General features: G+C 69.6%; 14 protein-coding genes. 13 read left to right on the top strand and 1 reads right to left on the bottom strand.

Translation table 11 applies throughout. The features are described 5' to 3' along the window. From folE to ACZZZB_RS05470, 8 genes are read left to right on the top strand one after another with little or no spacing between them, the layout of a single operon-like run. On the top strand, positions 1-663 hold the full coding sequence (gene folE / locus ACZZZB_RS05505; protein ID WP_463529158.1) for a GTP cyclohydrolase I FolE: 663 nt from the start codon (positions 1-3) through the stop codon (positions 661-663). Positions 664-667: 4 nt separating this feature from the next. Further along, complete coding sequence (gene folP, locus ACZZZB_RS05500) at positions 668-1,471, top strand: dihydropteroate synthase (RefSeq protein WP_137242241.1); 804 nt, start codon at positions 668-670, stop codon at positions 1,469-1,471. Then, on the top strand, positions 1,464-1,853 hold the full coding sequence (gene folB, locus ACZZZB_RS05495) for a dihydroneopterin aldolase (RefSeq protein ID WP_079705157.1): 390 nt from the start codon (positions 1,464-1,466) through the stop codon (positions 1,851-1,853). The genes folP and folB overlap by 8 nt, the downstream gene beginning before the upstream one ends. After that, positions 1,853-2,413, top strand: coding sequence for a 2-amino-4-hydroxy-6-hydroxymethyldihydropteridine diphosphokinase (folK, locus tag ACZZZB_RS05490; RefSeq protein ID WP_202939480.1), 561 nt, complete (start codon positions 1,853-1,855; stop codon positions 2,411-2,413). The genes folB and folK overlap by 1 nt, the downstream gene beginning before the upstream one ends. Beyond that, positions 2,410-2,889, top strand: a complete 480-nt coding sequence (locus ACZZZB_RS05485; RefSeq protein WP_079001580.1) for a DUF3180 domain-containing protein — start codon at positions 2,410-2,412, stop codon at positions 2,887-2,889. The genes folK and ACZZZB_RS05485 overlap by 4 nt, the downstream gene beginning before the upstream one ends. Next, entirely contained in the window at positions 2,846-3,460 is a 615-nt protein-coding gene (locus ACZZZB_RS05480) for a PH domain-containing protein (RefSeq protein ID WP_463529157.1), read from the top strand. The genes ACZZZB_RS05485 and ACZZZB_RS05480 overlap by 44 nt, the downstream gene beginning before the upstream one ends. After that, complete coding sequence (locus ACZZZB_RS05475) at positions 3,457-5,277, top strand: PH domain-containing protein (RefSeq protein WP_463529156.1); 1,821 nt, start codon at positions 3,457-3,459, stop codon at positions 5,275-5,277. The genes ACZZZB_RS05480 and ACZZZB_RS05475 overlap by 4 nt, the downstream gene beginning before the upstream one ends. Next, positions 5,274-5,987, top strand: coding sequence for a Rossmann-like and DUF2520 domain-containing protein (locus tag ACZZZB_RS05470; RefSeq protein WP_086474715.1), 714 nt, complete (start codon positions 5,274-5,276; stop codon positions 5,985-5,987). Before ACZZZB_RS05475 ends, ACZZZB_RS05470 begins: the two co-directional genes overlap by 4 nt. A gap of 71 nt (positions 5,988-6,058) precedes the next feature. On the opposite strand, the gene ACZZZB_RS05465 is transcribed toward ACZZZB_RS05470, so the two are convergent. Next, complete coding sequence (locus tag ACZZZB_RS05465) at positions 6,059-6,556, bottom strand: DoxX family protein (RefSeq protein ID WP_463529155.1); 498 nt, start codon at positions 6,554-6,556, stop codon at positions 6,059-6,061. A 217-nt stretch (positions 6,557-6,773) separates the two neighbouring features. Here ACZZZB_RS05465 and lysS point away from each other — a divergent pair, with 217 nt between their 5' ends. The 5 genes from lysS (at position 6,774) to ACZZZB_RS05440 (ending at position 13,998) form a co-directional block, all read left to right on the top strand. Further along, complete coding sequence (gene lysS / locus ACZZZB_RS05460) at positions 6,774-8,294, top strand: lysine--tRNA ligase (protein ID WP_463529154.1); 1,521 nt, start codon at positions 6,774-6,776, stop codon at positions 8,292-8,294. Positions 8,295-8,335: 41 nt separating this feature from the next. Further along, a complete protein-coding gene (locus ACZZZB_RS05455) occupies positions 8,336-8,482 on the top strand; it encodes a hypothetical protein (protein ID WP_153303387.1) in 147 nt (48 codons plus the stop codon). Between the two features lie 100 nt (positions 8,483-8,582). Then, positions 8,583-8,780, top strand: a complete 198-nt coding sequence (locus tag ACZZZB_RS05450) for a hypothetical protein (RefSeq protein ID WP_213014309.1) — start codon at positions 8,583-8,585, stop codon at positions 8,778-8,780. A 78-nt stretch (positions 8,781-8,858) separates the two neighbouring features. After that, on the top strand, positions 8,859-10,328 hold the full coding sequence (cls, locus tag ACZZZB_RS05445; RefSeq protein WP_138946455.1) for a cardiolipin synthase: 1,470 nt from the start codon (positions 8,859-8,861) through the stop codon (positions 10,326-10,328). Between the two features lie 91 nt (positions 10,329-10,419). Continuing rightward, entirely contained in the window at positions 10,420-13,998 is a 3,579-nt protein-coding gene (locus ACZZZB_RS05440) for an SdrD B-like domain-containing protein (RefSeq protein WP_463529153.1), read from the top strand. Positions 13,999-14,131 lie beyond the last annotated feature (133 nt).

Raw genomic sequence — 14,131 nt, 5'->3', positions numbered from 1 at the left:
ATGACCCACGGCGAGCACACCGCGGACGACGCGGTCGCAGCCGCGCAGGCCGAGCCCGATCAGGGCTCGGCCTCGCGGTCGTCCGTGGACCGCGAGCGGATCGCCGCAGCGGTCCTCGAGATCCTCGAGGCGATCGGCGAGGACCCCTCCCGCGACGGCCTCACCGACACCCCGACGCGTGTCGCCGACGCGTACGCGGAGTTCTTCGGTGGCGTCGGTCAGGACGCCGGTGTGCACCTGGCCCGCCCCATCCCGATCGAGGAGGGCGCGACCAGCGACGTCGTGCTCGTCCGCGACATCGCCTTCCGTTCCGTCTGCGAGCATCATCTGCTCCCGTTCCTCGGCACGGCGCACATCGCCTACCTGCCCGACGAACTCGTCATCGGACTCGGTGCCCTGCCGAAGCTCGTCGACACACTCGCGTCGCGCCCGCAGGTCCAGGAGCGCCTGAGCGAGCAGATCGCCGACACCCTCGTCGAACGGCTCGCGCCTCGCGGTGTCCTCGTCGTGCTCCAGGCCGCACACGGCTGCGTCTCGATGCGCGGTTCACGCCAGCTGACGAGCACCACCGTCACCATCGCCAGCCGTGGAGCCCTGGCCGATCCGGCCGCGCGGGCCGAGCTGATGGTCCTGATCGGCGCGTCCGCCGACCAGGCGGGGTGATCGCATGTTCCAGATCATGGGCGTCGTCAACGTCACACCCGACTCGTTCAGCGACGGCGGCCGGTACCTCGACGTCGACGACGCCGTCGCCCACGGGCTCGAGCTCATCGCGGCCGGCGCGACCATCATCGACGTCGGCGGCGAATCGACGCGGCCCGGTGCCGCCCGGGTCGACACTCGCGAGGAGCAGCACCGGGTCGCACCCGTCATCGCGGCGCTGGCCGCCGCTGGTGCGCGAGTGAGCATCGACACGATGAACGCGGAGACCGCCCGTGCCGCGGCCGACGCCGGTGCCTCGATCATCAACGACGTCTCCGGTGGCCTCGCCGACGACCGCATGCCGGGCGTCATGGCGGCGTCCGGTCTCGACTGCGTCATCAGCCATTGGCGCGGGCACTCGGCCGACATGGCGAGCCGCGCCACGTACACCGACGCGGCGGTCGACGTCGCTCAGGAGCTCGACGATCGGGTGACGACCCTCCGCGGTCAGGGCGTCGACCCCGGCCGGATCGTCGTCGATCCCGGCCTCGGGTTCTCCAAGCACGCCGAGCACAACTGGCGCATCCTCGCCCGACTCGACCTGCTGCGCGAGCTCGGGTACCCGGTGCTGGTGGGCGCGTCCCGCAAGCGGTTCATCGGAGCGCTCCTCCCTGAGGACGCACCGATGGAGGCGCGCGACCTGCCGAGCGCCGTGGTGAGTGTGCTGGCCGCGCAGGCCGGAGCCTGGGGTGTGCGCGTCCACGACGTCGCCGCCACCAGACTCGCTCTCGATACCCTCGATGCATGGCAAGGTGGAGCCGATGACTGATTCGATCACCCTCACGGGCCTGCGGGCGTTCGCGCACCACGGCGTCTTCGACTTCGAGCGCGAGGCCGGACAGGAGTTCGTCATCGACGTCACCGTGTCGCTGGACCTCCGCCCGGCCGCCGGCGGCGACGAGCTCGGCGCGACCATGCACTACGGGGAGCTCGCCGAGGCGGTCGTCGCGGCCGTGGAGCGCGACCCGGTCGACCTCATCGAGACCGTGGCCGAGCGCATCGCCGACGTGGTGCTCGCGAACGAACGCGCGGAAGCGGTCCGGGTCACGGTGCACAAGCCGAGCGCGCCGATCACCGTGCCCTTCGCGGACGTGGCGGTGACGATCGAGCGAACCCAGGCCGATCGCACCCAGGCCGGGCGGGCCGTCTGATGGTCTCGCGCACACCGATCCACGACCCAGCCCGTCGGCCCGGACCACCGAAGCCCCGTGCCGTGTGGGCCGTCGTGGCCATCGGGGCCAACCTGGGGGACCGCCGCGCGACGATCGCACAGGCGGTGGACGACCTCGCCGCCGTCGACGGGGTGCTCGAGGTGCGGCCGTCGCCGCTCGTCTCGAGCGCGGCCGTCAAGCTGTCCGGCGTCGACGAGTCGGCTCCCGCCTACCTCAATGGTGTCGCGGCCGTCCGCACCCGCCTCCAGCCGCACGCGCTCCTCGACGAACTCCAGCGGATCGAGCTCGCGCACGGCCGCGTCCGCGAGGAGCGCTGGGGCGATCGGACGCTCGACCTCGACCTCATCGCCTACGACGACGAGACGATCGACGACGAACGCCTGACGGTCCCGCACCCGCGAGCCGCCGAGCGCGGGTTCGTCGTCGTGCCCTGGCTGCTCCTCGACCCCGACGCGACGCTGCCCGGCGTCGGCCGCCTCGACACCCTCGCGGCCGCCAAGGACGGCTCCGTGGTCCCGGACGACGGCACGCAGCCGTGACCCGCACCACCGCGACACCGCTCATCGTCCTCGCCGGGGTGGGCGTCGTCGTCGGCTTCCTCGTCGAAGTCGCGATGGTCTCCGGTGGACGCGCGTCGATCATCCCGCCCGTCACCCTCGCGGTCTCGCTCGTGGCGGTCGCGATCATCCTCATCGCCCTGTCCTGGCCGATCCGCCGCAGCACGACCGGTCGCGCCACCCGGCGGATCGATCCGTTCCGCGCCATGCGGGTCGCCGCGCTCGCGAAGGCCTCGAGCCATGCGGGCTCCCTGGTGGCGGGGGCGACCGTCGGGATCCTGCTCTTCGTCCTGACCCGCCCGATCCTGCCCGCGATAGGCTCGTTGTGGCTGGTGATCGCGTCCATCGTGGGATCCGTCGCACTCGTCGTCGCCGCCTTGGTGGCCGAGTGGTTCTGCACCGTTCCGAAGGATGATGATGACGACGCCGCACCCGGGGGAGCCCCGTCCCACACCTGATCAGCCCGCCGAACGGCCGCTGATCGAGACGCCGCTGGAGGAGCTGTCGTCGCCGGAGGCGGTCCACGCCGGCCCCGCGGAGCAGAGCGGCAAGCGGCTCGAACTGCCTGATGCCGAGTGGCGCCGCGTGAGTCGCAAGCTCATCGCCGTCGAGTTCATCTCCGAGGGCGCCGGCCTCGTGCTCGTCACGGCGGCAGTGGTCTTCGTCGCGCTCGTCTGGGACTGGACCTGGATCTGGTGGCCGTTCGCCGCCTTCGCCGTGATCTCCCTGATCGCCGCGGCGTTCATCCCGCGCCGCATCCGATCGATCGGGTATCAACTGCGCGCGGACGACCTGTTGTTCCGCCGAGGGATCATGTGGCAGCGCTTCGTCGCCGTGCCGTACGGGCGCATGCAGCTCGTCGACATCAACCGCGGGCCCCTCTCGCGGGCGTTCGGCCTCGCCGACCTCAAGTTCGTGACCGCCTCCGCCTCGACCGGAGTGGTGATCAACGGGTTGCCGGAAGCCGAAGCCGAGGGGCTGCGCGACCACCTGGTCGCCGTGGCGGAGAGCCGGCGGACCGGACTGTGAGCGAGCACCAGGCGGCAGGACCGCCAGAGCGGTTCGAGGCTCCGGCCGCGGGTCCTCGGGTGAAGCCGACGGCCGAGGCGATCGTCCCACGGGTGGCCGGGCAGAGCCTCGTCGACGGGCAGTGGCACCGGCTGCACCCGGCGACGCCGTTGCTCCGAGGCGGGATCGCGTTCGTCGCCATCCTCGGCATCGTCATCGCGAACCTGCGCGAGCGACTCATCGAGTTCTTCATCCCCGCTCCGGGGATGGAGCAGCCGACCGACCCGATCGACTACATCCTCAACCACGGCTTCGTCGGGTGGGTGCTCCTCGCGATCGCCGTCGGGCTCATCGTGGTGATCGCCGTGTTCTGGTTCTCATGGCGCATGCACACCTTCCGGGTAACCGACGAGGCGGTGGAGGTGCGCAGCGGGATCCTGTTCCGCACGAACCGCAAGGCGAAGCTCGACCGCATCCAGGGCGTCTCCATCGAGAAGCCGCTCCTCGCCCGACTCATCGGTGCCTCGCGCATCAACGTGAGCGTCGCTGGACAGGACGCGAACGTCAAACTCGAGTACCTGTACGGTGCCGACGCCGACGGCCTCCGCCGGGACGTCCTCACGCTCGCGAGCGGGGTGAAGCTCGCCGAACGCCGGCAGACCACCGCAGCCGGCGACCCGGTCAACCCGACCCTGCCGCCGCAATCGGCGCCCGACGGTGCCGGCGGGGTGTCCCGGTTCGTCACCGAGCGCGTCGACGACTTCATCTCGCCCGAACTCGATCCGGACGAGGCGGTGCCGGACTCCGTCGTGCGCCTGACGCTCGGACGCTTGGTCGGGTCCACGCTGCTCAGCCCGTTCACCGTGGTCGTCCTGATCTCGGTCGTGGTCGGCGTCGTGCTCCTCGTCAACGGACTGGACTGGGCCTGGTTCTGGCTCGTCCCCATGGTGCTGAGTCTCGGGGCCTTCGTCTGGTCGAGCGTGACGAAGTCACTGCGCTACAGCATCGCCGCAACGCCCTCGGGCGTCCGCATCGGCTTCGGGCTCTTCTCGACGACGAACGACACCGTCCCGCCCGGCCGGATCCACGCGATCGAGGTGTCACAGCCCATCATCTGGCGCCCGTTCGGCTGGTGGCGGGTGCGGATCAACAAGGCGGGCCTCTCGCTGGAGCAGGCTGCTCGCGGTGCGACGAGCAACACGGTGTTGCCGGTCGGGTCGCTCGTGGACGCCGCCCAGGTCGTGGAGCTGATGCTCGCGGGCCGCATCGACGGCAGCGCCTGGGCGCCCCTGCAGTCGGCCCTCGCCACGCGCGACGGCGTCGGTTTCGTGGGTTCGCCCCGCCGCTCGCGATGGATCAACTGGTTCTCGTGGCGTCGTACCGGCTACGCCCTGCGCGACGGGATGCTGCTGTTCCGGCAGGGGGTGGTCTGGCGCAAACTCCACATCCTCCCGCTCGCACGCCTGCAGAGCCTCCGGATCGACCAGGGACCGCTCCTGCGCGCGCTCGATCTCGCCTCCGCGACCGCGCACACGGTCCCCGGTCCGGTGATCGCCAAGCTCCCGGCCATGGCCCGCGACGAGGCGGTGCGGATGTTCGACGCGGCGTCGGCGGCGATCGTGGTCGCGCAGTCGACCGACCGCAGTCACCGGTGGGCGAGCTTCGACCCCGAGCACCAGCCGGCCGAGGCGCAGGCGACGGCGCCCTACCTCGATGAGCCGGTGGCGCAGTCGGACACCTGGCCGACGACGCAGGCGGGCGCCGAGCCGTGGCAGGAGCAGCGCCCGGCGCCGTCCGTGCCGCTCCCGACGACCGACCAGGACCGGTGGACCACGTGAGCGCGGAACGACGGAGCGCCAGGCTCGGCGTCGGGATCATCGGGAGTGGTCGCGTCGGCCCGGTCATCGGAGCGGCGCTCGGGGGAGCCGGACACGCGATCGTCGGCATCACCGCGGTGTCGGAGGAGAGCCTCGAACGGGCGAACGCCCTGTTGCCGGATGTGCCGGTGCTCGATCCCACCGAGGTGGTCGAGCGGAGCGAACTGGTCGTCATCGCCGTACCCGATGCGCAACTCGCGTCGTTGGTCGAAGGGCTCGCGGCGGTCGGTGCGTGGCAGCCGGGCCAGCTCGTCGCCCACACCTCGGCTCGGTTCGGGACCGCTGTCCTCGCTCCCGCCGCACGGGCCGGCGCGATCCCGTTGGCGTTGCACCCCGCGATGGTGTTCACCGGGACGAGCCTCGACCTCGCCCGCTTGCACGAGACGTCGTTCGCCGTGACCGCACCGGCCCCGGTCCAACCGATCGGGCAGGCGCTCGTGGTCGAGATGGGCGCGGAGCCCGTGATCATCGCCGAGGCCGATCGTGCGGCCTACGCCGAAGCGGTGGAGACGGCCGCGAGCTTCTCCCGCGCGGTCGTGCAGCAGGCGACGGGTCTGCTCCAGGACATCGGTGTGGAGAACGCCGGCGGCTTCCTGTCCTCGCTCGTGCGGTCGTCGGTCGACGAGGCGCTGCGCGGTGCGACCACGCCCGACGTCGACGAGCTGCTCTAGCCGGGTGGACGGACCGCCGCCCGCCCACCCGAGTCCGGGCAGGCGGGCGGTTCCGTGTCAGCGGACCCGTGTCAGCGGGTACGGCGGCGACGGATCAGCGCGTCGATCGCGAGTCGGCCCGGGCCGGCGAGGGTGAGTGCGAGCGACGCGAGTGCGAGCAGCATGACGTACTCGAAGCCACCGTCGGCGGCGTAGAACCCCGCCGGCAGGTGCACGAGCACCATCGCCACGGCCATCGTCACCGCGAGCAGGGCGCCCACGATGCGCGCGCCGAGGCCGACGATGAGCAGCAGGCCACCGACCACCTCGAGACCGGCGACGACGACCGCCGCGACCTCGGGAGCCGGGATGCCCAGCCCGGCGAACCCGGAGGCGACGCCTGGAATGGAGTCGACGAGGAACTTCTGGAGGCCGTGGGCGATGAAGACCACGCCGAGGGCCAGGCGCAAGAGGAGGAGACCGGCGTCGATCCCCGCCTGTCCGCGCGGCGCGGCGGGGGAGGCCGGGACCGGTGGGACGGTGGTGGCGTCGCGGTGGTCGGTGTGCTGGTGGTCGGAGAGCGTCGTCATGACGAGCCTTTCGAGTTCGTTTCCGGCGTCGGTGCCCCCGATCGGGACTCCTGTCCTTCGAGCCAAGCACGGCCCGGGTACCCGGCGATGTCCTCCGAATGGTTGTTCGCAGACCCTTGTCAGGCCGTCGATAGCCGGTTCATAGGAAGCCGGCCGTGCGCACGGCCCGCACGGTCCCCGGTAAACTCCAGTGACCGCACGAGGAGAATCCCACCGCATGACTGACACGACGCCAGAGCCGATCGACGACGCAGCAGAGCAGGCAGAGCTCTCCGAGCAGAAGGCCGTCCGGCTCGCGAAGCGCCAGCGCCTCATCAACGAGGCGACGTCGGGTGCCGGTGGCGCCTACCCGGTCACCCTCCCCATCACCGACACGATCCCGGCGGTGCGTGCCCGCTTCGGTGAGCTCCAGCCTGACGAGGCGACCGGCGTCACGGTCGGTGTCGCGGGCCGCGTCGTGCACCTCCGTAACACCGGCAAGCTCTGCTTCGCCAGCCTGCAGTCGGGCGACGGCAGCCGCATCCAGGCGATGGTGAGCCTCGCCAGCGTCGGCGACGCGCACCTCGCGGCCTGGAAGGAGCTCGTCGACCTCGGCGACCACGTCTTCGTCTCCGGCGAGGTCATCTCCAGTCGTCGTGGCGAGCTGTCGATCATGGTGGCCGAGTGGACCATCGCGGCGAAGGCGATCCTGCCCCTGCCGAACCTCCACAACGAGCTGAACGAGGAGACCCGGGTCCGCAGTCGGTACCTCGACCTCATCGCCCGCGACCAGGCGCGCAAGAACGTGCTCGACCGGGCCAAGACGGTGGCCAGCCTCCGCCAGACCTTCACGGAGCGCGACTTCGTCGAGGTCGAGACGCCGATGCTCCAGGTCATGCACGGTGGAGCCTCGGCCCGCCCCTTCGTCACCCACTCGAACGCGTTCGACACCGAGCTCTACCTGCGCATCGCGCCCGAGCTGTACCTGAAGCGCGCCGTCGTCGGCGGCATCGACCACGTCTACGAGATCAACCGCAACTTCCGCAACGAGGGCGCCGACTCCACGCACAGCCCCGAGTTCGCCATGCTCGAGGCGTACGAGGCCTACGGCGACTACGGCACCATGGCCGACCTCACGCAGACCCTCATCCAGAACGCCGCGCTCGCGACGAGCGGGAGCCACGTCGTCACCTGGGCCGACGGCACGGAGTTCGACCTCGGTGGCGAGTGGGACCGCATCTCGATGTTCGAGAGCCTGTCGGCCGCCGCGGGAGTGGAGATCACACCGCAGACGCCGATCGAGGAACTCAAGGCGCTGGCCGAGCGTGAAGGCGTCGAGGTCCCGCACCCCATCCACGGCAAGTACGTCGAGGAGCTGTGGGAACACTTCGTCAAGGGTGGCCTCGAGCGCCCGACCTTCGTCATGGACTTCCCGGTCGACACGAGCCCGCTCGTGCGTGCCCACCGCTCCATCGAGGGTGCGGTCGAGAAGTGGGACCTCTACGTCCGCGGCTTCGAGCTCGCCACCGGCTACTCCGAGCTCGTCGACCCGGTCGTACAGCGCGAACGCTTCATCGAGCAGGCGAAGCTCGCCGCGCAGGGCGACGTCGAGGCCATGCGTCTCGACGAGGAGTTCCTGCGTGCGCTCGAGTTCGGGATGCCGCCGTCCGGCGGCATGGGGATGGGCATCGACCGACTCCTCATGGCGCTGACCGGTCTCGGTATCCGCGAGACGATCCTCTTCCCCCTGGTCAAGTAGCGGCCACCCGGCAGCACGACCACCGACAGTCAGGCGCGACGATGAGCATGATGGACCCCGGCGACCACCAGGACCCGAAGAAGCAGGGGCCGACGACGGCGCGCATCACGATCTGGATCGTGGTCGGCGGGATCGGCCTGTACCTCGTCGTCAGCGGTCTGTGGGGCGCCCTCGCCGGAGGCTCCTGAGTCGGCTGCGCGCCCGTTCGGGATCGCGCCACCACTTCGTTCCGGTCCCTGAGCGAACCCTCCGGTCCCTGAGCCTGTCGAAGGGCGGTACGATTGACCAGTGATCGAAGACTACTGGCTCAACGCGCTCTGGTCGCTGCTGCCCACCGTGGTCGTCGGCATCATCTTCTGGGTCGTCATGCGCGCCATCCTGCGGTCCGACCGCAACGAGCGCAAGGCGTACGCGCAGGTCGAGGCGGAGCAGCGCGCGAAGCTCGGTCTCCCGCCGGTCGAGCCCTCCGGCCCTCGCGAGGTCTGACCCGCCCGTATCACGCGGCTAGGTCACCCCACAGCTGTCCGGCATGGTCAGTAGGCTGGAGCCTCGGCAGCTGAGCGGATGGGCGACATGACGATCGAGTTCTCCTGGAACTGGCTGGGCATCACGGCCCTCGTCCTGGACTTCATCATCCGTGTCATCGCGGTGATCGTCGTCCCGCGCAACCGGCGCCCCACCGCCGGGATGGCCTGGCTGCTCGCGATCTTCCTCATCCCGTATGTCGGTGTCATCGCCTTCCTCCTCATCGGCAACCCGAAACTCCCACGGGTGCGCCGGCGGAAGCAGTACGACATCAACGTCTACATCCGCCAGACGACCCGCGACCTCGTCAAGGCCAACCTGACGTCGAACGCACCGGCCTGGTTCCGGTCCGTCGTGACGCTCAACCGCAACCTCGGGTCGATGCCGCTGCAGGGCGGGAACACCGCGAGTCTCATCGGCGACTACGAGGCCTCACTCCACGCCATGGCCGACGAGGTCGACCGTGCCGAGCAGTTCGTGCACGTCGAGTTCTACATCCTCACCTGCGACCGCACCACGAAGCCGTTCTTCGACGCGCTCGAGCGCGCGGTGGCCCGCGGCGTCACCGTCCGGGTGCTGCTCGACCACTTCGCGAGCTGGCGGACCCCCGACTACAAGCACACGTTGAAGCGCCTCACCTCGATGGGGGCCCAGTGGGCGCTCATGCTGCCGCTCCAACCGTTCAAGGGCAAGTTCCAACGTCCCGACCTCCGGAACCACCGCAAGATGGTGATCGTCGACGGCGCGGTCGCGTTCATGGGCTCGCAGAACATGATCGACCGGAGTTACAACAAGCCGGGCAACATCAAGCGGGGTCTCCAGTGGCAGGAGCTCATGACCCGGGTGGAGGGCCCCGGGGTAGCGGGGATCAACACGATCTTCCTGAGCGACTGGTACAGCGAGACGGGCGACGTCCTGTCCCACGAGGTCGGCCTGCTCGAGGCCCGACCGGTGGGAGACCTCGAGCTGCAGGTCGTGCCGAGCGGGCCGGGGTTCGACGGCGACAACAACCTCAAGCTGTTCCTCACACTCATCTACGCGGCGCAGCGGCGCATCGTCATCACGAGTCCGTACTTCGTGCCCGACGAGTCGTTGCTCGCAGCGGTCACGACCGCGGTCCAGCGCGGTGTGCCGGTCGACCTGTTCGTCTCCGAGATCGGCGACCAGGCGATGGTGTGGCACGCGCAGCGCTCGTACTACGAGGCGCTCCTGCGGGCCGGCGTGCGGATCTTCCAGTACCCGGCGCCGTACATCCTGCATGCGAAGCACTTCACGATCGACGACGACGTCGCCGTGATCGGGTCGAGCAACATGGACATGCGTTCCTTCGGTCTCAACCTGGAGGTCTCGCTCATGGTCCGCGGGCGCGAGTTCGTCCAGGAGATGCGGGGCGTCGAGGACGGGTACCGGGAGATCAGCAAGGAACTGACGCTCGCGGAGTGGTTGAAGCAGCCGTTGCGCTCGACGGTACTCGACAACCTCGCCAGATTGACGTCCGCGTTGCAGTAGTCGGACAGTGGGATAACTGATATCTGTTGTTTTAAACAGAAATATCTGTCTGATATTCTCGCAGGGTTCACCCCCTCGAGAAAGCGACTCCATGTCACTTCTGTTCTCCCCGCCACGCGCACTCGCGGTCTGCACCGCCGTCGCGGCGGCGGCCGTGATCGGCTTCGGCGCGATCGTGCCTGCGTCGGCCGCGACCGATCCGCCGCCGACCGACGATCCTTCGTCCACGTCTCCCGAGGCGCCGGCGGCGCCCGATCAGGTGCCCGCAGCTCCGACGGCGGCGACGCCTGACGCCGGTCCGCTGACGCTCCTCACCAAGCTGCAGCGCACGCTGACGGGGACCGCTCCGTTCGACGACGATGCAGGCCCCGGGAAGGACACGAGCGCGGACGACCTGATCGTCCGATCGCACGACACCGTCTCGTACCGCGTCGAAGTGCAGGTCAACGGAACGCCCCGGGACGGGATCGTGACCCTCCGGCAGGCGCTTCCCGCCGGGATGACCTGGCCTGCAGTGCGCTCCCTGCCCGGCTATTGCGGCGAGGGCTCGGTCGTCAGTGAGGACGCCAGCGTCGTGGAGTGCGTGATCCACAACGTCGCGCCGAACTCCGTCTCGACCTACGACCTCGTCGCATCGGTTACCACGGCGATGCCCGACGGCACCGTGATGCCCGCTCCCGCGGACGCGGTGCAGGCCTCGGCCGCGGATGCGGGCAGCGGCCAGACGGCCTCGTCCACCCTCACGCCCGATGACCTCGTGATGAGCAGCGGGCCCCGCCTGAACCTCGGCGTCAAACGGTGGAACACCGACAATGTCGCAGTCAACCCGGCGGGGGTCACGGGGTACCGGGTGTACTTCGACGCCTACCTCGACCTGGCCGGGTACAACTCGGCCGGGGGACTCGGTGCCCGGGGTCAGTCGGCCATCGTCGGCGACGTCTCGTTCGACATCGATCTCTCGGACTTCAGCGAGAACGCTGAAGCCGTCGACTTCGCCGGACAGCGGTGCGCCCTGAACCCCTACGACCGCTCCGCCTTCCCGAACAGCGCCGGTGGCGGAGTGAACGGCGTCACCGACTCCGGCACCTGGACGTGCACGCCGGACCCCTCGAACCCGCAATTGATCCACGTGGTCGTGTCGGGTGCCGATTTCAGTGCCGACCACCTGCCGACGAAGTCCTCGGCCGGCGTCGCCATCCCGACCCGTGGGTACGTGGGCATCGGGAAGTTCGCCGTCTTCGTACCGCACGAGGATGTCCCGGCGGACGACAGCATCGACTCGGTCGTCACCCTGCGCGACCTCGTCGCCTTCGGCCAGAACGCCTCGGGGGAGTCCATCGCCAATCCCGCGGAACCGCTGAGTGACAACGCCGTGACCACGCGCCTCACTCGCAGGGAGGGCGCCGGGCACAGCACGCGGTACCTCGACAACCCGTCGAACCTGGTCATGATCCCCGGCCAGAGCTCGGTGGGCGCCGGAGATGGTCCGGTCGCCGCCGGCCAGACCTTCGTCGCCTACGCGACCATCATCAACTCCTCCACCACGGCTCCGATGGAGGGCGCGATCGTCTGTCAGGTGTTCGATCCGAAGACGCAGTTCGTCGCGACGACGGCACCGACGGCACCGCCGGTCACGGTCCGCGCCAGCGGCGCAGTCGGGGACTTCAACCCGAGCCAGGTCATCGTCGAATACGGGACGGGTCCCGTCACGGACGCGACCGCCGACGATGAGACCCGGTGGGACGACCTCAACGCTGCGACCTGCGACGACTCGGACGACACCTGGACCGCCAACTGGCAGTCGTTGGATCTCAGTCAGGTCACTCACGTCCGTTACCGTCCGGTCGGCGGCATGCTCCCGGCCGGCGCGCAGTTCAACGCTGCGCTCACCCTGCAGCTCCGCGACGGGCTCCCCGTCGGCGAGACCGTGACGCAGACCTACTCGGTCAGGTCGCCCTCGTTCTACGGCTCGGATGTCGACGGTTCGACGTATTGGACCGAGGACGACTGGTACCACGGGAAATACAACCCGGTGCAGTCAACGAACAAGGACTTCCCGCGCGGTGACCGCTTGCTCGTCTCGGAGGGCTCCGTCGCGATCGCCAAGCGGGCGATCTCGCCCGCCGTGGACCCCGGTTCGCCGGCGCACGTCGCCTCCGGCGAACGCGTGCAGTTCGAACTGACGCCGCAGATCGCGAGCAAGGCCGGCATGGTCGACTCCGCCCGCGACGTCGTGGTCGTCGACCGGCTCCCGAAGGGCCTCGCTTATGATCCTGCCGACGTCTCCAGCACACCGGACTCGGTGCAGGTGAACGAGGACGGCAGTACGGAGTTGACCTGGTCATTCGACCGGATCGACCGCGGCAGTGAGCCGGTCATCTCCTACTGGGCGAAGAGCGACTCCACCATGGTCGGCGACTTCGTCAACCAGGTGATCATCTCGAGCCCCGACGACCCTTCGTCGCTCGACGAGATCCCCGCCTCACCGTCGACGTCCGACGCGCACTACTCCCGTCAGACGGTCTCGCTCAGCGCCCCCGGCGGGCTGCGCATCGAGAAGTCGGTGGCACAGCAGGCGGTGGAGTCCGGCGACGACATCGACTACACGGTCGCGTTCGCGAACATGAACGCCGACACCCCGCAGCAGGGCGCCTCGTCGATCGATGTGCTGCCCTACGCCGGTGATGCACGCTCGTCGTCCGTCGAGGGTGTGCTGGCAGCAGCGGTCGAGGCACCGTCCGGTGTCACGGTCCGGTACACGGACGCCGATCCGGCGGCCGTCGCCGCGGCATCCGTCGTCGACGGCAGTGCCGGATACGGTGAGCTCCCGGCCGGTTCGGCCTGGTGCACCGCGTCCGAGCTCGGCGCCGAGGGCTGTGCCGCGTCCTTCGCCGACGTCACCGCGATCCGGATGGACGTCGATTCGCTCGCGGCCCTGGAGCGCGTCGAGGTCCGGTACACCCTCGTCTCACAGGGTGCGCCGAGCGGTGCCACCTTCTCGAACGACGCGACCGTCCGCTCGGCGACCCAGACCCTGGGGGCCCGGTCGCCGCTTGTGAGCACCCGCGTGGTGTCCTCGTCGATCGGTCAGCGTCTGTGGTGGGACACGAACGAGGACGGTCTCGACAACGACGGCCCGGAGGGGGCGCCGGGTGAGGGCGTCGCCGACGTGCCCATGCGCCTGTCCGGAGTCGACAAGTTCGGTGAAGTCGTCGAGGCCGAGACGGGGACCGACTCGACCGGCTCCTACCGGTTCTCGGGTCTCGTGTCCGGTGAATACGCGATCGTCGTGGACGTCCCGGCGAACGCGGGTGTGACCACCTTCCGCGTCGGCGACGACGACCTGCTGAACTCCGCTGTGGACGCCGCTGCGGGCGTGATGGAGGACATCACGATCGTCGATCCCTCACCCACCGGTGCGGACGGTGAGGACCTGACCTGGAACGGTGGGCTGGTCGTCGGAGCCGAGCCCCCGGTTGCGCCCGTGGATCCGCCCGGCATTCCGAAGGTCGACGAAGCTACCGCGAAGACCACCCGCGGCGACCTGGCCGACACCGGTACGGCGTGGGTGTTCGCGGGGGCCGCGACGGCCGCGCTGCTCCTTGCGATCGGAGCCGGTCTCGTCCTCGCCCGTCGTCGTCGGATGGAGCCTGAGACGACGGCCGAGTGATCCCATCGAAGGGGGTCGACCGCATCGCGGTCGGCCCCCTTCGTCGTGCTCCGGATGTCGCGCCCGTCCCCGACAGTCGTCCTGCATCGCAATAAAAGTTGAATATCCCACATATCAGTCGACCAATTTGTGT

It is taken from the genome of Plantibacter sp. AC185, assembly GCF_979258065.1.
This window is presented reverse-complemented; position numbering and strand designations above follow the sequence as displayed.